The sequence below is a fragment of the Agrobacterium sp. M50-1 genome (assembly GCF_049843495.1).
In the GTDB taxonomy this organism is placed as follows: Bacteria; Pseudomonadota; Alphaproteobacteria; order Rhizobiales; family Rhizobiaceae; genus Agrobacterium; species Agrobacterium radiobacter.
Genome location: NZ_JBBHZH010000001.1, coordinates 597,806 through 619,183 on the forward strand (window position 1 = coordinate 597,806; position 21,378 = coordinate 619,183).

A 21,378-nucleotide genomic window follows, 5' to 3' on the forward strand; every position below is an offset into this window, starting at 1 on the left:
AGTTGGACGTCCCTACTATTCGACGAAAATCCGTACACTCGAAGCACGGCCATCGGCGTCGATTACCGTGAGTGTGGAAAATCCCTGACCTTCCGGTCGCCATTCGCTGTTGCGGCGGTGAGACGCATCCGGCAAAGGCAAGCCATTGGCAAGCCAGCGGAAGGGTGCGCGCCCGCCCTGCAGCTTGAGCACCAGCGGCGAAATGCCCGACTGGCCGGAGAGTTCCACCCGTGCGCCTTCCGGTGGGTAAACGATGCGCGGGGCGCTTTCCCGCCTCGATGCCGCAAGCAGGCCGCTGGCCGTTGTGGTGAAACGCCGCTGGTTGGCGGGAAGGTCGCTCACGGCAACGCGGGCGACACCGGAGGGTGCGGCCGGCATCGGCGTCACCGCCACGCCGGATTTTGCGAAAGCCTCGAACAGGATCGGGGCCGCCGTTGCGTATCCGGCAATGCCCGGCACCGCGCCATTGTCAGCACGGCCAACCCAGACGCCGATGACGTGCCGCCCGTCATAGCCAACCGACCACGCGTCGCGATATCCATAACTGGTGCCGGTCTTGTAGGCGATGCCGCGCTGTTTCATGCCGAGCGGGGGCAGCACGCCGGAAAGAATATCAGAGACATTCCAGATCGCGGCATCGGAGAACAACCGGTCGCCCTCCAGCCGTTCCGGGGCAGAGCGAACACCATCTCCAAGCCGCACGGGATCACCACCGCCGGCAAGCCCGGCATAAAGCTGCACCAGATCGACCAGAGAAATGCCGGCGCCACCAAGGGCGATGGCGAGCCCCGGCGCTTCACTGGCGGGCAGCACGAGCCGGACCCCCACCCGCCGGAACCGCACCATCAGCGCCGAGGGGCTCACCGCATCGAGCAGCTTCACGGCCGGCACATTGAGCGACAGCTGCAGCGCTTGGCGGATGCTGACATCACCCTGGTAATGCATGTCGAAATTGCGCGGCCGGTAGCCGGAAAAATCAGCCGGGCGATCCTCGATGATGGTTTCCTGCCCAATGAGGCCATTTTCGAAGGCGAGGCCATAGATGAACGGCTTGAGGGTGGAGCCCGGCGAACGCACCGCCCGGCTCATCTCCACGAAACCGCGTCTTGCCGTATCGAGATAATCCGCCGAACCGACCTCCGCCAGAATATCGCCGGTCTGCGCGTCGGCCATGACGATGGCGACGGAGACCTTGTCCCCAAGCTTTTCCGCCGCATGGCGGGCAACATCTTCCAGTTCCCGCTGAATCGGCAGCGTCAGCGTAGAGCGCACTTTGGCGTTATTCGGGAATTTCGCCCGTGCGGCAACGGCCATATGCGGCGCATAGGAGGGAAGATCGCGCCTGCTGGAAGGCACATCTGCAAGAGCCGCCCGCGCCGCCTCCCCATCGCCCACCACGCGTTCGACGGCAAGCCGTTGCAATACGCGCTCCCGCGCCTGCTTCGCCGCCTCTGGAAAGCGATCCGGGCGGCGTTTTTCCGGCAATTGCGGCAGCGCCACCAGAAGAGCCGCCTCCGCCGTATCCAGCCGGCCCGGCTCCTTGCCGAACCAGGCAAGGCTTGCGGCCCTGACGCCTTCGAGATTGCCGCCATAGGGCGCGATATTCAGATAGAGATCGAGGATATCAGCTTTGCTGAGCCTTCTTTCGATCTGGAGAGCACGCACGGCCTGCAGCAATTTCGCCGAGAATGACCGGTCGGCGCGCGGCTCGATCAGCCGCGCCACCTGCATGGACAGCGTCGATGCGCCGGAAACGATCCGGCCGTTGCTGGCCAATTGCCACGCGGAGCGCAAAAGCGCTAAGGGATCGACCCCGTGATGATCGTAGAAACGCTGATCCTCGTAAGCGACCAGCATACGCATGAACTGCGGATCGACCTCGGCCGCCGTGGTTTTAAGCCGCCAGCGGCCATCCGCTGTCGCAAAGGCCCGCAACAGCCTACCATCGCGATCCAGCACCTCGAAGGACCGCTGCTGAGCAGCCTCCAGCGGCGGCGGGTAGGCCTTGTCCAGCGCATTGAGACCGAAGGCCGCACCGCCGAAAAGCAGCGCGGCCGACACGATGCCGGCGATGATTGCCTTTTTCCGCCTCATGGGGTTGCCGAGCGCACCTCCATGCGGCCGGTTGCCGTGCGGGCGGCAAATTGCGGCCGGTACATATCCTCAACCGAAGCTGCCGGATGATCATAGGTGCCGGGGGTGACGGCGCGGACCACATAGGCGAGCGCAATTTCCGAACTGTCACCGGCCGAGCGGTCGAAGGCCGCCACGAACCGGTCGTAGCGGAATTCGGTATGCGCCGCTTCCGTTTCCGGCAACCAGTCGAAATTTGACAGCTCGGCCGAATTGACGAGGCTCGGATTGTCGATTTCGAAGCCGGAGGGCAAGAGATCCGTTACGAGAATGCGCGCCTGCCAGTTATTCTGTGGCGTGACGTTCAGCACCACCACATAACGCTCGTTCTGGGTGACCTCGCTCGGGTTCACCTCCTCGCCATCCATGGAATAATAGGTGCGGGTGATGGTAAAGCCCTCACCGCCAGCGGCCAGCGGTTGCGCTGGCGGCGCCACCGTGGTGACGACAGCGGTGACCGGATCGGCCGAGGCATTGGCGATCTTCAGCGGTGCGGCCAGCAATTCATCGCCGCTCAGCCGCTTGCCGAAACCGCCAGTCTGCAAATCACCATTCACATCGAGACGGATATCCTTGTCCTCGCCTTTGACGGCGCGGGCGGCAAGCAGCATCCATGCCTGCTCCTGGGTGCTGGTATAGGGCTTCTTTTCCCATTCCTTGGCCACGGCACCGGCAAGCTGCGGCACCACGGCCGGAACCGGCCGGCTTTCGGCCGCAAGCGCCAGCGTCGCTGCGCCGTCGCGCAGGGCTGAACCATAATCGGCGCGGGCGAAGCTGACATTGGTGGCGCGGCTTGCCATATCGAGCGAAGCGCCGAAAACGGTCTTCGAACGGGCCTGATCGCCATAAAGCGAAAGGGCTGCGGCAACCTGCGCCTTGGCAAGCGGCGTCGGGAAATCGGCAAGTGCCGTATCCGCGTAATATCTGAGATCGTTGATCGCCGCCTTGCGATTGCGCGCCAGCACATAAAGCGAATAGGCGATCTCGTTGCCGCGATCCTTGACATTGCTGTCATAAGACAGGCCGTTCTGCAGGTTGTTCAGCGCCTGCACCATGGCCGCTTCAGGAACGTCGTAATTCTGCTCGCGCGCCCTCGTCAGGAAGTCGCTGATATAGGCGTCCAGCCACAGATCACCATAACCCGGCGACCAGAGCCCGAAGCTGCCGGAACTCGACTGGAAGGACAGCACGCGGTAGATCGCTTCCTGCACCCGCTTGCGGGTATCCGGGTCCTCAGCCATGCCGCTGTCCTTCGTCAGTTCCGAGACATAAAGCAGCGGCAAAGCGCGGCTCGTCGTCTGCTCGGCGCAGCCGTAAGGATATTTGTCCAGCATCATCACCAGCGCCGGAATATCGAAGGCGGGCGAGCGCGTGACGTTGACGGCCACGGAAGAGCCGAGCAGCATGCTGTCGGCCAGAAGATCGCCATTGATCGTCAGGCTGCTATTGGGCGCAATCTTGATTTCGCGCCGTGTCGTCACCGGCAGGACAGCCGGACGCACAGGAACGTTCAGAACCTGCTCCAGCGAAACACCCGCGGCATTGGAAACCTTGATGGTGATCGCACCATTGCCGGGCTGTTCACCCGTTAACGGAACCGTCAGCGAAGACTTGCCGCCTTTCTGCAGCGCCAATGTCTGCGACATCTCTCCCTGATCGACGGTCAAGGCCGTGTTGCTGGTCACATCCAGCCGGTAATCGCCGGCCTCGCCATCGGTATTGGCTATATCGAGCCGCAATTGCGAGACATCGCCGGGGGCAAGGAATTTCGGCGCGCTCGCCGTGACTACCACGGGATCGCGGATGATGGCATCGGAAACCGCGTGGCCGACACCCGTCTTCGTCCAGGCCACCGCCATGATGCGAGCCGTACCGTTGAACTGCGGAATATCGAAGCTCACCGTCGCCTTGCCGTTAGCGTCGAGTTCGACCGGACCGGCAAAGAAGGCCACCAGCTTTTCGGTGGGCGGGCTGCCCTGAAGGGCCGCACCGCCGCCGTCACCGCCGGTGCGCAGCCGACCGGTGGCGCCAAGCGAACCATCGATCAGGCGGCCATAGAGGTCGCGTATTTCCAGCCCCAGCCGGCGCTGGCCGAAATACCATTCATCCGGCTTCGGCGGTTCATAGCGGGTGAGGTTCAGGATGCCGACATCGACGACCGCAACGATGGCGTAAGCCTTTTCGCCGACGCCAGCGCCGGCAACCGTGATCGGAATTTCAAGCGGCTGGCGCGGCAGTGTTTTCTGCGGCGCGCCAAGGGTGACGGCAAGCTTGCGCTCGGCCGGATCGACGGCAAGCCATTTGATGCCGATGGCGCGCATCGGCATGCGGCTTTCCTGCGCATCGCCGGGGCGGAACAGCGTGGCGGTGACATAAGCGCCCGCTCCCCATTCCTCGGTGACCGGAATGTCGATCTCGCCGCCATCATCACCGATCTCGGCATTCTGCACGGCAATCAGCTTTTCCGAACCGGATGTCACCATCAACTCACCGGCAAAACGCGATGACACCTTGAGTTTGGCCGTATCGCCGATCTTGTAGCTCTGTTTGTCGAGGGCGATTTCCAGTGCATCCGGCGTTTCCGTCGAGCTTGCCTCGACGTAGAAACCGGCATCGAATTCGACGCTGGAAACCGGTGCGCCATTACCCGCGCCCTCCACTTCCAGCCGGTAGCGGCCCCAGGTGACGGGTACGGAAATCTCGCCGCCATTGGCATCGACGGACAAGGTGCCCGCTTCCTGCTGCTTGGTATATTCCACCGGCTCGTAACGCCAGGAATTGCCCTGACGATACCATTGATAGTTCCGCTCGACCTTGATGAGCTTCCAGTTGAGACCGTTCATCGCCTGTTTGGCGCCATCGGCGCTGACGCCGATGATATGGAAACGACCGACGGAATTCTGGGCGAGATCGCCCGAAAACTGCGGTTTGATGCCGATGACAGAGGCTTCCGCCTTGATGGGCAGCGTCAGCGAGCGCTCTACGGCGCGGCCGCCGGCTTCGCGCATGCGCACGGTGATGTTGGCGGAAAGAAGCTGCGTGGTGGAGGGAAGATCGGTGAGGTCAACATTGAAACTCGCCTTGCCCTCTTCGTCCAACACCGGCAGGTCGGCGAGCGCGGTGCGGTTTTCCTCTTCGCTTTCCTCATCCGCCAGACCGAAGAAATAACCTTCGAAATCGGCGCTGGTGCGCGTCGGCTTGATCGCGACCTCGCCTTCCAGCGTCAGACCGGCGGCCGGCGCGCCATAGAGATAACGGCCATCGACGTCGATTGCGGTCTCCGCTCCCGGATCGATCTGTTTCGCCTTGCTCGAGAGGTCGAACTCGGTGCGATCAGGCACGAAATCGTCGACGAGAAAGCTCTTTTCGCTGATCGCAGGCGTTTTCGGGTCGGTATGGATGCGCAATGTCCAGGTGCCGCGCATGGCATTCGCCTGCAGCGACAGATCGACCGCATGGCCACCCAGCGCCTTGCCATCACTGACGAAGCGCCGGTCCTCGACGCCATCCGGGCGCGAGAAGATGAAGGTGAGCGGCAGATCCTCGATTGCCTTGCCGTCGACATCACGGGCAAGCGCTGCGGCATGCACGGTCTCGCCGGCGCGGTAAATGCCGCGCTCGGTCCAGCTGAACACGTCGATCGCGCCGGGCGCTGCACGTCCCGTCACGCCGCGATCCGAGAGGTCGAAGCCTGCGCGGGTCATATCGAGGAAGGCGTAGTCCTTGTCGCCGTTACGCGCGGTCAGGATGGCAGGCGCCTGCGCCGCCGTGCCGCGCATCAGGCCGGCGGAGAATACCGCGCGGCCGTCCGCATCGGTTTTCGCCGTGCCCAGCACCTCGTTATTCTTGGCGAGCAGCTGCAAATCCACGTCCGCAAGCGGCTTGGCGCTGCCAAGGGCTCGGACAAAGACATTCAGCCCATCGGTTCCGGCATAGGTGGTGATGCCGGTATCCGACACCAGGAACCATTGTGTGGCGCGGGAATCCCACGTTTCCGGCGCGGTGCCAGGCGGCACGGCGGTCAGCACATAGATGCCGGGCTTGCGCTCCGGCAAGGCCTCATCCACCGGGAAGCTCGTCACCACATCCTTGTTGAGATCGGGCTGGATATCGATCGCCCCCTGCCAGACGAGTTCGCCGATCTCGTTTTCAATGCGGTCGGCGTTGTAGCCATCCATCTGCGTCAGAAACTGTGAGTTTGTGAGCAGCGAGGTGATGTTGCGGTCGCCAACACGATAAAGCTTCAGGTCGGCCTTGTCGGCGTTAACAGAAACAATGGGGATGCCGCGGCGCGCCGTGCCCGGCAGCACGAAATTCTCACCCGTGAAGCGTACGCTCGCGGCACGGTCACGCACGTAAATATCGAGATCGACCTGTTTTTCCAGCGGTTCTTCCACCGAGGAAGGCAGACCGGCGCGCAGCGCGATCTTGTAACGCTGGCCATGGGTGAGGCCTTCGACGCAAATCTCGCTGCCCTTCGCTTCGATGGCCTTGGGGGCTGCCCCATCCAGCGTGATGAAGGAGGAATAATCGACACCGTTCTTCACCAGCGGCTCGGAAAACTGCACGCAGGCGCGCGGGCTGACGCTATCCGTATCCACGGTATTATTGATGACGCGGAAACCCTGACGCGTGCGCAGGTCGGCATAGGCCGCCTTGGTCTGCGCATTGTCTGACAGCGCAAGGCTCTCCTTATAGGCGTTGAGTGCTGCGCGATAATTCTGGGTTCTTTCGAAAGCCTTCGCCAGCCGGTTCAGGGCTTCGGTACGGGCGCTGACGGTGCGGCTCAGCTGGTAGGCATTGATGGCGGCGGAAGCAGCCTGCCCGGCAATCGAATAATTGTCGGTGACCTGCGCTGCTTTTTCCGAAAGCTCCGCCCAGAGCGCGCCGTCGTCGGGCGTGATCGCAAGCGCCTGTTTATAGGTGGTGACCGCATCGGGAATGTTGCCCGCGGCCGCCTGCTGCCGCGCCGTCTGCAAGAGGGCTTCCACGCCCTGTCCGCCTTCACCATCATTCGCAGCAAGGCCGGATTTCAGCCGGCGCGCTTCCTGTTGCAGGCTGTCAGTGACGAAGGACAGGCGTTGCGGCGCGCCGATATCGGTTTCCGTTGCCACTTCCACGATCTTGCCGGCAACTGCGCCCGGGAAGGCGTTCAGCTGATTGAAATCCGATTTGAGGAAGCACCATTTCACCTTGGGATTGTATGTGAAGGCCTTGCAGGCGGTATCGCCAACGCAAATCTCGCCGCATTGCTCCAACGAGACATTCTGCTCGGTGCGAAGATCGAAACCGAAATAATCGCCGTTTTGGGTGGTGACAACCTTGCGGGAGGGCTCCGCCGCCATGGCTGGCGGAAAAATGAGGGCGGTCGAGACCGCAACCAACGAAATCCGGACGAGCGCGCGCAACGACATCAGTATTCTCCCCGCATCAGATATGTCGGGCGGGACTCTGGTCAAATCCACGCATGGTTGTCAACGCATCTTCGTCAATTCGCGACACGCAATGTGTGGAGGTGATAACCGGGGAGATTAGTCTTCTATCTTGCGCGCTTCCGAAATCAGCATGATCGGCACGCCGTCGCGGATCGGGTAAGCAAGCCTTGCACTTTCGGAAATGAGTTCGTTGCGGACGCGATCATAAGAAAGACGCCCCTTCGTCAAAGGACAGACCAAAAGCTCCAGCAGCTTGGGGTCGACACTGCTCATCCTGTCGTCCATGGCGGCGTTCCTATTGCAGCACGTTGCCGCCCTCACCCGATCCCTGCGCAAGAACGATCTCGGTGATGGCGATCAATGTTTCGGCTCGCGTCTTCAGATCAGGCGCTTCCAGCAGCGCCTGTTTTTCGGCGGGTCCAAACGGAGACATCATGGAGAGCGAATTGACGAGAACACGGTTGCCCGCCCGCTCAACGCTTTCCCAGTCCGCTTCCAGCTGGTTGGCGTCCAGAAACGAGCGGAATACCCGCAGCAGGTTTTCGCGATCCACGGCCTCCTCGTCATATTCGCCCGAGAGATCGGCGATGAAAGGCGCATGCCGGAAGCTGCGATAGGGCTCACCCACCCCAACCTCTTCCAGCAGGCGGAAACGGCACACACCGGTGAGCGAGATGATATAACGGCCATCGCCGGTTTCGGAAAAGGAGGTGATGCGGCCGAGGCATCCGACTGCGCTCAGAGGCCCGCCTTCAAGACCGGACTCGATGACGTGAAGGGCAGGCTGCACCATGCCGATGAGCCGGTGGCCCGCCAGCGCCGTGTCGATCATGGCAAGATATCGCGGCTCGAAAATATTGAGCGGGAGATGGCCTTCCGGCAACAACAGGGCGCCGGGAAGTGGAAAGACCGGCACGGTTTCCGGCAGGTCGTCGTTCTTCACGTATCTCGCATTTCCGACGTGCATGGGATCAAGCCCCCTGTTCACTGCTGCCCGGCCGGCGGTTCAACCGCCCTGGCCGGGATATGCCCGCATTACGAAAACAGTATCGCCGAAAGCTTCCGGCGGCCGGCAACGGTTGCCGGATCCTTGAAGCCCCAGGCCTCGAAAAACTCCAGAAGCTGGCGGCGCGCGCCGTCATCGTCGAAGGTCCGGTCCTTGCGCATGATATAGAGCAGATGATCCGCCGCCTCGTCACGCCGCCCCTGTGCGTTCAGCACCTTGGCAAGCTTCACCCGCGCCTCGTGTTGATCGGGATTGAGCGCCAGCTCGCGCTCGAGCGCCACGGGGTCGCCGATCTTGCGGGCTTCCTCATATTGCGCGATCTTTTTCAAAACGAGCTGAATGCCCGCATCGTCGTTGAGTTCCTGAGGCAGGGAGGAGAGCAGTTCGCTGGCCCGCTCATATTGACCGGCCGCGATCATGCATTCGGCGATACCGGCAATCGCTGCGGGATTTTCCGGATCGGCCTGCATGACGGCGCCGAAAAGCTGCGCTGCGCCGTTAAAATCGCCATCTGCCAGAAGCTGCTTTGCGTCAGTCAGAACGGCCTCGATCTCAGCCTTGGGATCGCCAGCGTCAGGCCCTGCAATCTTTTCGATGAATTGTTTGATCTGGCTTTCTGGAACGGCGCCCATGAAGCCATCCACGGGCCGGCCGTCGGCAAAGGCGACGATTGCCGGAATGGACTGGATGCCGAGCTGGCCGGGAATGGACGGATGATCGTCAATGTTCAGCTTCACGAGCTTCACACGGCCATTCGCCTCGTTGATGACCTTCTCAAGCACCGGCGTCAGCTGTTTGCACGGGCCGCACCAGGGCGCCCAGAAATCCACCAGAACCGGCTGCCGACGGGATTCTTCAAGAACATCCTTGGAGAAACTGGCCGTCGTCGTGTCCTTGATGTGGCCGGAGGCCGCACCGTTAAGCTCGCCATTGTGATGCGCGCTTGCGGTCATCTGCCCGCTATAGGAACCGCCGTAAGGATTATTGTCGCCGCTCATGCCGGTCTCCCGTAAACTTCTGTCATTTGTCTTATTTGAAGCAAAGATCGTATCTCACTCGCTGACTTTCAAGACAAGCGGCGCATGTCCCGTTGCCTCGAGAAAGCGAATGAGATCTTTGGACGCGATCGTTGTCGTCTGGTCGTTGGAAAGCGGATGGCCGTTCACCAACTCGTTTTCCAGGAGATCGCTGTCGAGCACGAAGGTGACCTGCCTGTCCGTGTCGTTGATGGCCCCGAACACCGTGACCGAACCCGGCACGACACCCAGATATTCCAGCATTTTTTCCGGCCGGCCGAAGGACACGCGGCTCGCCGCACCGATGGTCTTGTGAACGCTTTTCAGGTCCACGGCCGCGTTTTCCTCAACGGTCAGCACGAAATACTGATCCTTCTTGTCCTTTACAAAGAGGTTCTTTGTATGACCGCCGGGAATGAGGTCGCGCAGCGACTGGGATTCGGCGACGGTGAACACCGGCTCATGCTGCTTCGTGGTGTGGGAAATGCCAAGCCCGTCGAGAAACTCGAACAGTTCCTTTGCCGTCTTCTGGGAATTTTCCGCCATATCCTGCCGCCTGCCTCTGTCGATTCCGTTTTCCTTGTTTCCTGATTAAGGGGGCAACTGACGCTTGGCAACGCAGGAAAAAACAGTGAAATGAAAAATTCTCAATCATTTCCGCCGCTTGTCGCATTTCTCAAAGAAATTTTCGCGTTTTTGTCATTTCCCTGTTGCATTCCAGAATCGATTGAGCGATATAGCGCCCGTCGCCGCTTGGCGGCCCACGGTTCAGCGTACTACCCCGGACCGGTGGATTTGAGCGGGTGTAGCTCAGGGGTAGAGCACAACCTTGCCAAGGTTGGGGTCGAGGGTTCAAATCCCTTCGCCCGCTCCAAATTTCCCTAAAGATTGAATCCTCAGGAAAGCACCATTGTTTCCGCATGCCGAATCGTTCCGTGCGATGCGGCCCGGAATACATTGCCTTCGCAGCTGTCCGTCGGCCCGACGTTGCAGAAATTATCCCGCAAGCGGAACTTATGCTGAAGATGTCCGTTTCAGACGCGAGGCTCCTAACCTCAGTTCCCCTCTGATTGCCCGCCTTGAGCGGGCATCTTTTTTTGCCGCCGCCGCCACGCGCGAAAATATCAGCATCAACCCTGGAACGGCTCATAGCGCCGGACGTTCTCCTGCGTTGATAAACCGGGGAAGAGCCATGTCCGCATATTCGAGAAGAATTCTTTTGACTGCCGCATTCGCCGTGCTGTCGATACCAACCACATCGCTTGCCGCAGACATGATCGTTTATGGCCGCGAACAGGTTTCACCGCACAAGACACATTACCAACCGCGGGCCGTTGAAAAAATGGGCTGCACCGAAAACCTGGTGTCCTACCGCTCCCCTTACCAACGGCGCACGGAACTGGTCACGCTTTGCCATCCACCAATAAACTGGAGAACAGGGCCCTCCACCGCAACAATATGGTCGCCTTGATCTTGCCATAATTCATTCAATGTGCTTTTGTGCAGCCGCCCTTGTGGGAGGGGGTAGAGGTTGAGACCCGCTGGCTGCATTTTTGCAGTAAGCGGGTTTCCCTTTTTTTGGGCGAAACTTACCGGTAAACACCAAATGATCCATCGTTTTTCCCGCTCGGAAAAGCAACGAAACACGGGCGCAGAACGACGCGGTTTGGATTTTTCATATGAAGGAAAGTGGTAGCGGGAGAGGGACTTGAACCCCCGACACGCGGATTATGATTCCGCTGCTCTAACCACCTGAGCTACCCCGCCACAGTGGAAACGTGACAGTCATGTGACCGGCCGTTCCATCAGGATGAGCGGCTTATAAGGTGCCGCTCCCCAAAGTGTCAAGCGCAAGATGCGCAAAAAATTCGCTTTCCGCATTGCTGCAAAAAGCGAATGGTTTCAGGCGGCAACCGGCTTTTCGAGAAGCGCCTTGAGCGACGCCTCGGCATCCACTGAGCGTTCCGACCGTTCGATGAAACCGCCGCCGTAAACGCGGGCATCGGCCCCCGGTGCGGAATAGAGCACGCAGGCCTGGCCAGGAGCGACGCCGGCCTCACCGGTCATCAGATCCACATAGATGCCGTTTTCGTCTGCATGCAGCATCGCTTCGGTTGGCGGACGGGTGGAGCGCACCTTGGCGAAACAGGCAAAGCCCTGCCCGGCATCATTTACCAGCTCGCCATCGCCCAGCCAGTTCATGTCGCGCAGATAGACCCGGCGGGTTTCCAGCGCTTCGCGCGGGCCGACGATGACCCGGCGGCCCCGCGCATCGAGATGCACGACATAAAGCGGCTCCCCGGTCGCCACACCGATACCACGGCGCTGGCCGATCGTATAATGCACGATGCCATCGTGGCGGCCGAGCACGCGGCCGTCGAGATGGACGATGTCGCCCGCCAATGCCGCATTCGGCTTCAGCTTGTTGATGATATCGGTATATTTGCCCTGCGGCACGAAACAGATGTCCTGGCTGTCGGCCTTCTTGGCGACGACAAGCCCCATCTCTTCCGCCAGCGCCCGCGTTTCGGCCTTGGAGAGACCGCCCAGCGGAAAGCGCAGATAGTCGATCTGCTCCTGCGTTGTTGCAAACAGGAACCAGCTCTGGTCACGGTCGCTGTCGATCGGCCGATAGAGCGCGCGGCGTCCGGGTTGGCCGGCAACGGGATTGGGGCGCGAGCGGATATAATGGCCGGTTGCCAGCGCATCCGCACCCAGTTCCTGCGCCGTGGCGAGCAGATCGGCGAATTTTACCGTCTGGTTGCAGGCCACGCAGGGGATCGGCGTCTCGCCCATCGCATAGGCTTCGGCAAAGGGGTTGATCACGGTTTCACGGAACCGCGCTTCGTAATCCAGCACATAGTGGGGGATACCGAGCGTTTCGCAGACCCTGCGTGCATCATCGATATCCTGCCCGGCGCAACAGGAGCCGGCGCGGTGCACGGCGGCGCCGTGGTCGTAAAGCTGGAGGGTAATGCCGAGGACATCGTAGCCCTCGCGCTTGAGGATACCGGCCACCACGGACGAATCGACGCCACCGGACATGGCGACAACGATCCGGGTATCTTCCGGCCTCTTGTCAAAATCGAGCGTATTCACGTTTTTTCCCATCGTCAGTCATAACGGGGGTAAAGGCCCCGCCGCCTGTCGGTCATCCGCTGCGAGAAGCCATGGCCATCAACCGGGCCGTCCTGTCTCGCCGATCTGCGGATTTAAGGGCTGCATATAGAAAGGAATGGCCGCGCACGCAAGTACGGGGCGGAAAACCGCCCCGCAAAGCAATCAGATTCGGTCCGCGACAGGCTGTTAAGCGCCGGCCGTCTTCTGGCCGCTGCTGCCGAACCACTTGTCGCGCTCCCGCCACAGGGCCGGCAAGGCCAGCAATCCGATGGCCGTAAACGCGATCAGCGTCTTGTTGAGCTGCGACAGTTCCGCCGTGCGGCCGTCGAGATAATAGACGCCGTAGACGATCGCCACATGCCAGACATAGACCTGCAGCGAATGGCGGCCGAGGAGTTGCAGGAACTTCAACGACAGCACCCAGATGACGCCTTCGGCGATGGAACGCACAAGCGGACGGTGGTGGTGCGGACCGGCAATCACCAGCCAGGTCAGGCCGACGCCAACCGCCAGGAAGTTGATGAGGTAAACCGGGCCGAAATCGGCGCGGATTTCCATGGTGGAGAACTTGCCCATCATGAATTCCGGCATGAGGCCCCAGGCGGTGGCGATGCGCAGCGGCATGAAGAACAGGCAGATGACAAGCGCGGCCTTCGGAAGCCATGTGTGCTGCGGCGAGAAGATCGCCTTCCACGGAATGCGGTTCTGTGCCGTCATCGCGCCCATTACCAGCGCCGAATAGAAAACGAGCTGCCAGCCAAGCAGGTTGAAGCTGACGCGGATACCCTGCTCGTCCGCACCCTTGACGAGTTCGTTGAGCGGCGTCGTCACGATCTGCTGAAGTCCAAGCTGGCCCGCCATCCAGACCAGCAGGGAACCGGCCATGACATAGGCCCACTTGCCGTCAAGGCAGAGCTTAACGAGGACCGGCGCAAACAGCATGTAGACGATATACTGCGGCAGAATATCCATGAAGGTCGGCTGGAAAAGGAATGTCGCAATCGCCGCCAGACGCAGTGGATCGTCGAACGTCGTCATGCCAAGCCAGTTGTACCAGATATAGGGCGCATGCGGGATGACCATGCGGAAGAACAGCACGGCGATGACGAGGCCCATCGCATAACGATAGAGCTCCATCGCCCTGTTCCAGATCATCTGCTTGCCAGCGTCATAGCCGTATTTCATCATCTTGCGGGCATAGACCATGCCGATCAGCAGACCGGACAGAAAAACGAAACCCTGCGCATCTTCCACGAAGGCAAACTGGCGGTGATTGATTTCCACCAGCCAGAAACCGCCGGCAAACACCAGATGGTTGATCAGCATGAAGACGAGGAAGTAACCACGCATCCCGTCGATCAGGTCAAAGCGTTTCATCTCGATAGCTCTCCGTTCTCACAGGGCCTGCGTTGCCCGGCCACCCAGCCCGGCTTGCGGGAGGCGGGCCGGGAATTGGATTGTCAACGCTGTTTTGCGGCTGTGGTTCCCTTTCCAAAGCGGTTTAGAACCGGCGCGAAAAGTCACATTGACGTGTATGCTTTCTGGTTAGGATGCAGGGACTGAATGCCGGATGAATGAAAAAAGGCAATTCTGTGAAGCGGCCGAGCCATGCACCGGCGACATGCCAAGACGAACAGGGCTCAAAGCCCTGCATAGCAGGGTGACACGGAAATTGCAGCCGATGATCGGCGGAGATATCACCCGTTAGATTTATCAATCGTTTTTTTGTCCTGCCGCGTCTGCCGAGGGCAAGGAGTATCCGGGGTCAAATTTTTGGCACGGTCGACGTCTTTGCGTCCTGATAAACGAAAGCCCGGAGGTTTGTGAACCTCCGGGCCATGTCGTTCGATAAAACTCGGGCTGTTGGCATCAGGCGGCGGCCTGAATGGCGGCGACCTGCCAGTTATCGTTGCCGGGGCGACGGACGAAGGTCCACATCTCGACCGCTTCGGACGGATGCTGTTCATCGCCTTCGACCACCTTGCCGGAGGTGCGGTCACGCATCACGTCGATGGCGGAATAACGCATCGCAACCGTTGCGTAATCCTGCCCTTCTTCGTGCCAGGCTTCGGCGACATCGCCCTGCAGCAGCGTCACGTCGCGCACGTCGTTTTTCACACCGCTAGTCGCGTTGTCGCTCAGTTCTTCTGCGAGATAGGACATCGCTTCCGGCGTCGTCAGCTTGCGCAGCGTACCGTAATCCTCGGCCGCATAGGCAGCCTGCACATCTTCCAGCATTTTCTGGAAGGTTTCGAGGTCACCCTGCGTGATACCGATTTCATCGCCTTCCGAGATGGCATTGGCGTGGGGCACGGGCTTTGCCGTTGCAGCAGTAGCAGTAGCAGTAGCAGCCGCAGCGCCACCCGCAGCACCGGCCAGAGCACCAATCTTCGGAATCTTGAACGAGGATGCGGAAGGACCCGCCTGCGAACCGCCATTATAGGAGGAACCGGAATGATCCGTGCGCTGCGAGCCGCCGGCTGCACCATAAGCGGGCTGGCCCTGACGGCGCGATGCGAAGAAACGCATGGCGAGCATGACCAGACCACCGATAAGCAATACCTGCAGCAGCATGCCGAAGAAACCGGCCATGCCGCCAAAACCACCGCCCATCAGCATGCCAAACAGACCGCCCATCAACAGGCCGCCCATCAAACCACCCATCATGCCGCCAAACAGGCCACGGCTCTGCTGCGGGGCCGCCTGCGCACCGGGGCGCGCCGGCTGAGCAGCGCTCGGTGCCGCCTGATTGGTATTGGGCGTCATGCTCCGGTTGATCGGCGCGGTCTGGCCGGGCGCCGTGCTGGTCGAAGGCGGAGCGGAATAGGTCCGCGTGCCGCGGCTGCCGAAACCACCGCCGGCGCGGCGTGCTTCTGCCATATCAACCGCTACGAAAGACACCGCGATACCAAGTGCGGCGACTGCGAACAAACCCTTGAAGCGCCGAAAGGCAGCAAACATCGTTATCTCCTGTTGGCCGCCCTCCCATGAGCGGCATCTCAGCAGGCGATATAGCAACTCATGATCATCATTTTTAGACCACTCGGCTTAAATTTTTTGTGATATGCAACCGAAACGCGAAGCGGACGCGAATTGCCATAAAATGAGTAACTGAAAAAACAAAAACCGGCGCAGGGTTTCCCCTGCACCGGTCCTTATTGTCCCCTTGGGAGGAACGATAGATCAGTCGACGTTAAACGTCAGCGGCTTGACCTGGCGGATTGCCGGGTTGGCGCGTAGCTTGTCCAACACATCTTCGGAAACCGGGCCGTCAACATAAAGCAGCGCGATGGCGTCGCCGCCTTCCTTTTCACGGCCGAGCTGGAAGTTGGCGATGTTGACGCCAGCTTCGCCGAGCGTGGTGCCCATGAAGCCGATCATGCCGGGAACGTCGGTGTTGGTGATGTAGATCATGTGCGACCCGACATCGGCATCCATGTTGATGTTCTTGATCTGGATGAAGCGCGGCTTGCCATCCGAGAACACCGTGCCGGCAACCGAGCGTATCTGGTTTTCCGTTTTGACCGTCAGCTTGATGTAACCGTCGTAAACGCCGGTCTTGTCGCGCTTGACCTCGGAAAGGATGATGCCCTTTTCCTTGATCATGACAGGTGCCGAAACCATGTTCACATCCGCAACCTGGCTGCGGATCAGGCCGGCCAGCAATGCGCTGGTCAATGCCTTCGTGTTCATGCTGGCTGTTGCGCCATCATAAAGGATTTCGATTTCCTTGGTGGCGCTTTCCTGCACCTGGCCGACGAAGGAACCGAGAACATCCGCGAGACGGATGAAAGGCTTCAGGCGCGGCGCTTCTTCCGCCGTGATCGACGGCATATTGATGGCGTTGGAAACGGCACCCTTGACCAGATAGTCCGACATCTGCTCGGCAACCTGAAGCGCGACATTTTCCTGCGCTTCCGTGGTCGATGCGCCGAGATGCGGCGTGCAGACAACGTTCGGCAGGCCGAAAAGCGGGCTTTCCGTGGCGGGCTCAACTTCGAACACGTCAAAACCGGCGCCGGCGACATGGCCGGACTTGATGGCTTCGGCAAGGGCCGCCTCATCCACCAGACCGCCGCGGGCGCAGTTGACGATACGCACGCCCTTCTTGGTCTTGGCAAGGTTTTCGGCGTTGAGAATGCCGCGCGTCTTGTCGGTCATCGGCACATGCAGGGTGATGAAATCTGCCTGCGCCAGAAGTTCGTCCAGCTCAACCTTGGTCACGCCCATTTCCTGCGCGCGCTCCGGCGACAGGAAGGGGTCGTAGGCCAGAACGTGCATCTTCAGGCCAAGTGCGCGCGAGCAGACGATGGAGCCGATGTTGCCGGCACCGATGACGCCGAGCGTCTTGCCGGTGATTTCGACACCCATGAATTTCGACTTTTCCCACTTGCCGGCCTGCGTGGAGCTGTCGGCTGCCGGAAGCTGGCGCGCAACGGCAAACATCAGCGCAATCGCATGTTCCGCGGTGGTGATCGAGTTGCCGAACGGCGTGTTCATGACGATGATACCGCGGCGCGAGGCCGCCGGAATATCGACATTGTCGACGCCGATGCCGGCGCGGCCGATGACCTTGAGGTTGGTCGCCGCCTCGATCAGCTTTTCGGTCGCCTTGGTGGCGGAACGGATGGCGAGACCATCGTAATTGCCGATGATTTCGGCAAGCTTGTCCTTATCCTTGCCGAGTTTCGGCTGGAAATCGACTTCGACGCCACGATCACGGAAAATCTGGACGGCGGTTTCCGACAGTTCGTCGGATACGAGTACGCGAGGTGCCATGGTTCACGGGCTCCTTGAAAAGCGGTGCAGTTTTGAAAGCGGGAAATGTGCGGCCCTGCATCTGCGCAGGGCCGGTATCAAAATCAGGCGGCAGCCTTGGAAAGTGCTGCCTTCTGCGTCTGGTAAGCCCAGGCGAGCCAGGGCATGACGGCTTCCATATCGGCCGTCTCGATTGTCGCGCCGGCCCAGATGCGCAGACCGGACGGTGCGTCACGGTAAGCGCCGATATCGAGGGCGACATTTTCCTTTTCGAGCAGGGCAACAACGCCCTTGGCGAAATCGGCCTGTGCGGCGGCGTCCAGTGCAGCCACGTCGGGATCAACGATCTTCAGGCAGACGGAAGTGTTGGAGCGGGTTTCCGGCTTGACGGCCAGGTTGGCGATCCAATTGTTCTTCTCGATGAAGTCGTAGATGACCTTGGCGTTGGCGTCGGCACGGCCGATCAGCGCCTTCAGGCCACCGAGGTTCTTCGCCCACAGCAGCGCGTCAATATAGTCTTCAACGCAGAGCATGGAAGGGGTGTTGATGGTTTCGCCGGTGAAGATGCCTTCGATCAGCTTGCCGCCGGAGACCATGCGGAAGATTTTCGGCAGCGGCCATGCGGGTGCATAGCTGAGCAGACGCTCGACGGCGCGGGGCGAAAGGATGATGACGCCATGGCCGCCCTCGCCGCCCAGAACCTTCTGCCAGGAGAAGGTGACGACGTCGAGTTTCGTAAAGTCCATGTCCTGTGCGAAGGCCGCCGAGGTGGCGTCGCAGATGGTCAGGCCCTTGCGGTCGGCAGGGATGAAATCGGCATTGGGAACGCGAACGCCGGAGGTGGTGCCGTTCCAGGTGAAAACGACGTCACGGTCGAAATCGACTTCGGCAAGGTTCGGCAGCAGACCGTAATCGGCCTCGAACTTGCGCACGTCCTTCAGCTTCAGCTGCTTGACGACATCGGTGACCCAGCCGGCGCCGAAGCTTTCCCAGGCGAGCATATCAACGCCGCGTTCACCGAGCAGCGACCAGAGCGCCATTTCAACGGCACCGGTGTCGGACGCGGGAACGATACCGATACGATAATCGGTGGGAACATTGAGAACTTCGCGGGTGAGATCGATGGCCTGCTTCAGCTTGGCTTTGCCAACCTTGGCGCGATGCGAGCGACCGAGCGGCGCATCGGAAAGAGCATCTAGCGACCAACCGGGACGCTTCGAGCAGGGACCAGAGGAAAAATGCGTATTGCCCGGACGGACGTCCGGCTTCACGATATCTGTCATTTGACTATCCTTCCAGATAGGCGCTCCACGTTAGGGTGGAGTGTCCTGACGCCGTTGCTATTCCTGTCGCCGGTCGCAGTCAAGCGGAATATGTCGCTGCGCAGAAGAATCTTGGTCCATATGCGTCATGCGCAATGCCGCTAAAACAAAAACCGCCCGCACCCGCGAAGGATGCGAACGGCTTGAAGCTATCAGTCAGGCGTGACGTTTATTTATAAACGGCAGGCTGCAGCGGAATATCGGCAGGCGGCATGTATTGCGCGGTGTCGCAGCCGTTGAAGACATAACGGCCACCGACCCGAACTTCATGCGAATAGAGGCCCTTGTCTCGGCCCGGACCGCCGCCATTCTCATAAGCGAACATATCGCCCTTGTTGATGTGGCGGAAACGATAGCCGATGTCGGCCTTCAGGTTACAGGTAACGTCGATGGACGCACCGGCCATCAGAGCGTAGGCAAAGCGCCACTTGCCCTTGCCGCCATGCTCGGTGGTCGGGTCGCAGCCAAGGCCATTGACGCTGCAGGATGTGTTGCGCAGCTTGTCCCACTTGACGTAGGAGCCGCCGATACCGCCGCCGACATAGGGCGTGACGCGGCCATAGGTGCCGAGATCGACATAGGCGTTGGCCATCAGCGTATAGGCGCGCAGGGAGCTAAGATCCGCCGAAACGCAGCGGCCGGGAACGGAACCGCAGAAACCACTCGTGGAACCACGGAAATCCGATTTGCCCATATAGTCAAAGGTTACGTCACTGCGGAAATAGTTGTTGAACTGATAACCGACACCGGCGCCGACGACATAGCTGTCCTTGATCGTCGCCGTGTCAAAATCCTGCAGATAGCCACCCGGGCCACCCTGATAATAATGGGCGCCACGCAGCTTGTTGAAGGAATAACCGACATCGCCGCGCAGATACCAGCCGCTCGCCTGGGTGATCGCAACCTCGGGGGCCTCGACATAGGCCGGCGCGGGCTCGGCTTGATAAAGATCGGCAGCGATAGCGCTGGTACCGGTCAGCAGGACGGCCAGAAATCCGGCCAGGGCGTTTTTCATGACTTCCACTCCAGAAGAGGCACGTGCGTTTTCGGCAGCAGATGCCAGTGAACTGTTCAGTCATTGAGATTGACGTAAAATGGTTAAGTCCCGATTAACCACGATCATTCACTATATTTATTAGCAAATACGCAAAGAAAAAGCCGGCTGAGCAGCCGGCTTTGTTAGGGCATTACTGACGCCTCGGCTCACGCGGCCGAGCGAGCATTGGCAATGACGCCGACGAGATCATTGACGATTTGCTCCACCTTCGCGCTGTCATCACCTTCCGCCATGACGCGGATCAGCGGCTCTGTGCCCGAGGGGCGGATGACGAGGCGGCCATTATTGGCCAAGGCGCTTTCCGCATCTGCAATCGCCTGCTGCACAACAGGGTTTTCCAGCGGCTTGCCGCCGGAGATGCGCACGTTCTTCAAAAGCTGCGGCACCGGCTCGAACTTGCGGCAGACTTCGCTGACAGTCAGGCCGGAGCGCTTGACCTTGGCGAGAACCTGCAATGCCGCGACGAGGCCATCGCCGGTCGTACCGTAGTCCGACAGCACGATATGGCCGGACTGTTCGCCGCCGACGTTGAAATTGTGGTTGCGCATGTGTTCGACGACATAACGGTCGCCCACCTTGGTGCGGGCAAGGGTGAGGCCCTTGTCTCCGAGGAAGCGTTCCAGGCCGAGATTGGACATGACTGTTGCGACGATGCCGCCGCCGCGCAGCGTGTTGTCGGCGGCCCAGCTATCGGCGATGACAGCCATCAGCTGGTCGCCATCGACGATCTCGCCGCGCTCATCGACGATGATGACGCGGTCCGCATCACCGTCGAGCGCAATGCCGATATCGGCCCGCACTTCATGCACCTTCTTCTGCAGGGCTTCCGGATGGGTGGAGCCACATTCGAGATTGATGTTGATGCCGTTCGGCTCATTGCCGATGGTGACGACTTCCGCGCCGAGTTCCCAGAGCGCTGCGGGCGCCACCTTGTAGGCAGCACCATTGGCGCAGTCGATCGCGATCCGAAGCCCGCTCAGCGTCACATCGCGCGGCAGCGTGCGTTTGACGAATTCGATATAACGATAAATATCACCATCCACGCGCTTGGCGCGGCCGATCTCGCTCGGCTTGGCGAGCTGCGCATAAATATCCTTGTCGAGAAGGTCCTCGATCTCCAGTTCCAGCTCGTCGGAGAGCTTGTATCCGTCAGGTCCGAAAAGCTTGATGCCGTTATCAGAGAAGGGATTGTGCGAGGCCGAGATCATCACGCCGATATCGGCGCGCAGCGACCGGGTCAGCATGGCGACGGCCGGCGTCGGAATGGGTCCGAGCAGGAAGACATCAAGGCCGGCGGCGGTGAAGCCGGCAACCAACGCGTTCTCCAGCATATAGCCGGAAAGCCGCGTATCCTTGCCGATGACAACGCGATGACGATGATGGCCACGGCGGAAGATCGTTCCAACGGCAATGCCGACACGCATCGCCAGATCAGGCGTCATGGGGAATACGTTCGATTGTCCGCGGATACCATCGGTTCCGAAATAACGGCGTGCCATTTGAACTCCAAATCTTTCGGGCATTCCGGCAA

13 protein-coding genes and 2 tRNA genes are annotated in these 21,378 nt (G+C 60.3%); 1 reads left to right on the forward strand and 14 read right to left on the reverse strand.

What is annotated here, in order from left to right; genetic code table 11:
* Nucleotides 1-15: 15 nt before the first annotated feature.
* From pbpC to WDZ78_RS02760, 6 genes are all read right to left on the reverse strand, one after another.
* Nucleotides 16-2,094 carry a penicillin-binding protein 1C gene (gene pbpC, locus WDZ78_RS02735; protein ID WP_425672261.1) on the reverse strand — a complete coding sequence of 693 codons (2,079 nt, stop codon included), beginning with the start codon at nt 2,092-2,094 and terminating at the stop codon, nt 16-18.
* Nucleotides 2,091-7,547: an MG2 domain-containing protein gene (locus tag WDZ78_RS02740; protein WP_425672262.1), complete on the reverse strand. Its 5,457-nt coding sequence runs from the start codon at nt 7,545-7,547 to the stop codon at nt 2,091-2,093. Before WDZ78_RS02740 ends, pbpC begins: the two co-directional genes overlap by 4 nt.
* Before the next feature lie 117 nt (nt 7,548-7,664).
* Nucleotides 7,665-7,853, reverse strand: a complete 189-nt coding sequence (locus WDZ78_RS02745; RefSeq protein WP_026364035.1) for a Trm112 family protein — start codon at nt 7,851-7,853, stop codon at nt 7,665-7,667.
* A 10-nt stretch (nt 7,854-7,863) separates the two neighbouring features.
* Nucleotides 7,864-8,535, reverse strand: coding sequence for an LON peptidase substrate-binding domain-containing protein (locus tag WDZ78_RS02750; protein WP_003506267.1), 672 nt, complete (start codon nt 8,533-8,535; stop codon nt 7,864-7,866).
* Between the two features lie 68 nt (nt 8,536-8,603).
* Nucleotides 8,604-9,572 (reverse strand): thioredoxin, encoded by a 969-nt coding sequence (gene trxA, locus WDZ78_RS02755; RefSeq protein WP_087745946.1) that lies wholly within the window; start codon nt 9,570-9,572, stop codon nt 8,604-8,606.
* 54 nt (nt 9,573-9,626) lie between these two features.
* Nucleotides 9,627-10,136: a prolyl-tRNA synthetase associated domain-containing protein gene (locus WDZ78_RS02760; RefSeq protein ID WP_003506262.1), complete on the reverse strand. Its 510-nt coding sequence runs from the start codon at nt 10,134-10,136 to the stop codon at nt 9,627-9,629.
* 253 nt (nt 10,137-10,389) lie between these two features.
* On the opposite strand from WDZ78_RS02760, the gene WDZ78_RS02765 reads away from it, so the two are divergent.
* A tRNA-Gly gene (locus tag WDZ78_RS02765) sits at nt 10,390-10,464 on the forward strand.
* Between the two features lie 816 nt (nt 10,465-11,280).
* Here WDZ78_RS02765 and WDZ78_RS02770 read toward each other — a convergent pair.
* The 8 genes from WDZ78_RS02770 to glmM form a co-directional block, all read right to left on the reverse strand.
* Nucleotides 11,281-11,357 (reverse strand) — tRNA-Met (locus WDZ78_RS02770).
* A 135-nt stretch (nt 11,358-11,492) separates the two neighbouring features.
* Entirely contained in the window at nt 11,493-12,689 is a 1,197-nt protein-coding gene (mnmA, locus tag WDZ78_RS02775) for a tRNA 2-thiouridine(34) synthase MnmA (protein WP_026364036.1), read from the reverse strand.
* Between the two features lie 207 nt (nt 12,690-12,896).
* Nucleotides 12,897-14,087 carry an OpgC family protein gene (locus tag WDZ78_RS02780; RefSeq protein ID WP_003506259.1) on the reverse strand — a complete coding sequence of 397 codons (1,191 nt, stop codon included), beginning with the start codon at nt 14,085-14,087 and terminating at the stop codon, nt 12,897-12,899.
* 492 nt (nt 14,088-14,579) lie between these two features.
* Nucleotides 14,580-15,671, reverse strand: a complete 1,092-nt coding sequence (locus tag WDZ78_RS02785) for a Tim44 domain-containing protein (RefSeq protein ID WP_425672263.1) — start codon at nt 15,669-15,671, stop codon at nt 14,580-14,582.
* A gap of 222 nt (nt 15,672-15,893) precedes the next feature.
* Entirely contained in the window at nt 15,894-17,489 is a 1,596-nt protein-coding gene (gene serA / locus WDZ78_RS02790; RefSeq protein WP_020012198.1) for a phosphoglycerate dehydrogenase, read from the reverse strand.
* Between the two features lie 83 nt (nt 17,490-17,572).
* Nucleotides 17,573-18,751, reverse strand: coding sequence for a phosphoserine transaminase (locus WDZ78_RS02795; protein ID WP_425672264.1), 1,179 nt, complete (start codon nt 18,749-18,751; stop codon nt 17,573-17,575).
* 208 nt (nt 18,752-18,959) lie between these two features.
* A complete protein-coding gene (locus WDZ78_RS02800; protein ID WP_020012200.1) occupies nt 18,960-19,805 on the reverse strand; it encodes an outer membrane protein in 846 nt (281 codons plus the stop codon).
* A 188-nt stretch (nt 19,806-19,993) separates the two neighbouring features.
* Nucleotides 19,994-21,346, reverse strand: coding sequence for a phosphoglucosamine mutase (gene glmM / locus WDZ78_RS02805; RefSeq protein ID WP_003523248.1), 1,353 nt, complete (start codon nt 21,344-21,346; stop codon nt 19,994-19,996).
* Between the last annotated feature and the right edge of the window lie 32 nt (nt 21,347-21,378).

Coding starts and splice junctions, on each gene's coding strand:
- pbpC (WP_425672261.1), bottom strand. CDS start 2,094: ATGAGGCGGAAAAAGGCAATCATCGCCGGCATCGTGTCGGCCGCGCTG.
- WDZ78_RS02745 (WP_026364035.1), bottom strand. CDS start 7,853: ATGGACGACAGGATGAGCAGTGTCGACCCCAAGCTGCTGGAGCTTTTG.
- trxA (WP_087745946.1), bottom strand. CDS start 9,572: ATGAGCGGCGACAATAATCCTTACGGCGGTTCCTATAGCGGGCAGATG.
- WDZ78_RS02750 (WP_003506267.1), bottom strand. CDS start 8,535: ATGCACGTCGGAAATGCGAGATACGTGAAGAACGACGACCTGCCGGAA.
- WDZ78_RS02800 (WP_020012200.1), bottom strand. CDS start 19,805: ATGAAAAACGCCCTGGCCGGATTTCTGGCCGTCCTGCTGACCGGTACC.
- WDZ78_RS02780 (WP_003506259.1), bottom strand. CDS start 14,087: ATGAAACGCTTTGACCTGATCGACGGGATGCGTGGTTACTTCCTCGTC.
- WDZ78_RS02760 (WP_003506262.1), bottom strand. CDS start 10,136: ATGGCGGAAAATTCCCAGAAGACGGCAAAGGAACTGTTCGAGTTTCTC.
- WDZ78_RS02740 (WP_425672262.1), bottom strand. CDS start 7,547: ATGTCGTTGCGCGCGCTCGTCCGGATTTCGTTGGTTGCGGTCTCGACC.
- serA (WP_020012198.1), bottom strand. CDS start 17,489: ATGGCACCTCGCGTACTCGTATCCGACGAACTGTCGGAAACCGCCGTC.
- WDZ78_RS02795 (WP_425672264.1), bottom strand. CDS start 18,751: ATGACAGATATCGTGAAGCCGGACGTCCGTCCGGGCAATACGCATTTT.
- glmM (WP_003523248.1), bottom strand. CDS start 21,346: ATGGCACGCCGTTATTTCGGAACCGATGGTATCCGCGGACAATCGAAC.
- WDZ78_RS02785 (WP_425672263.1), bottom strand. CDS start 15,671: ATGTTTGCTGCCTTTCGGCGCTTCAAGGGTTTGTTCGCAGTCGCCGCA.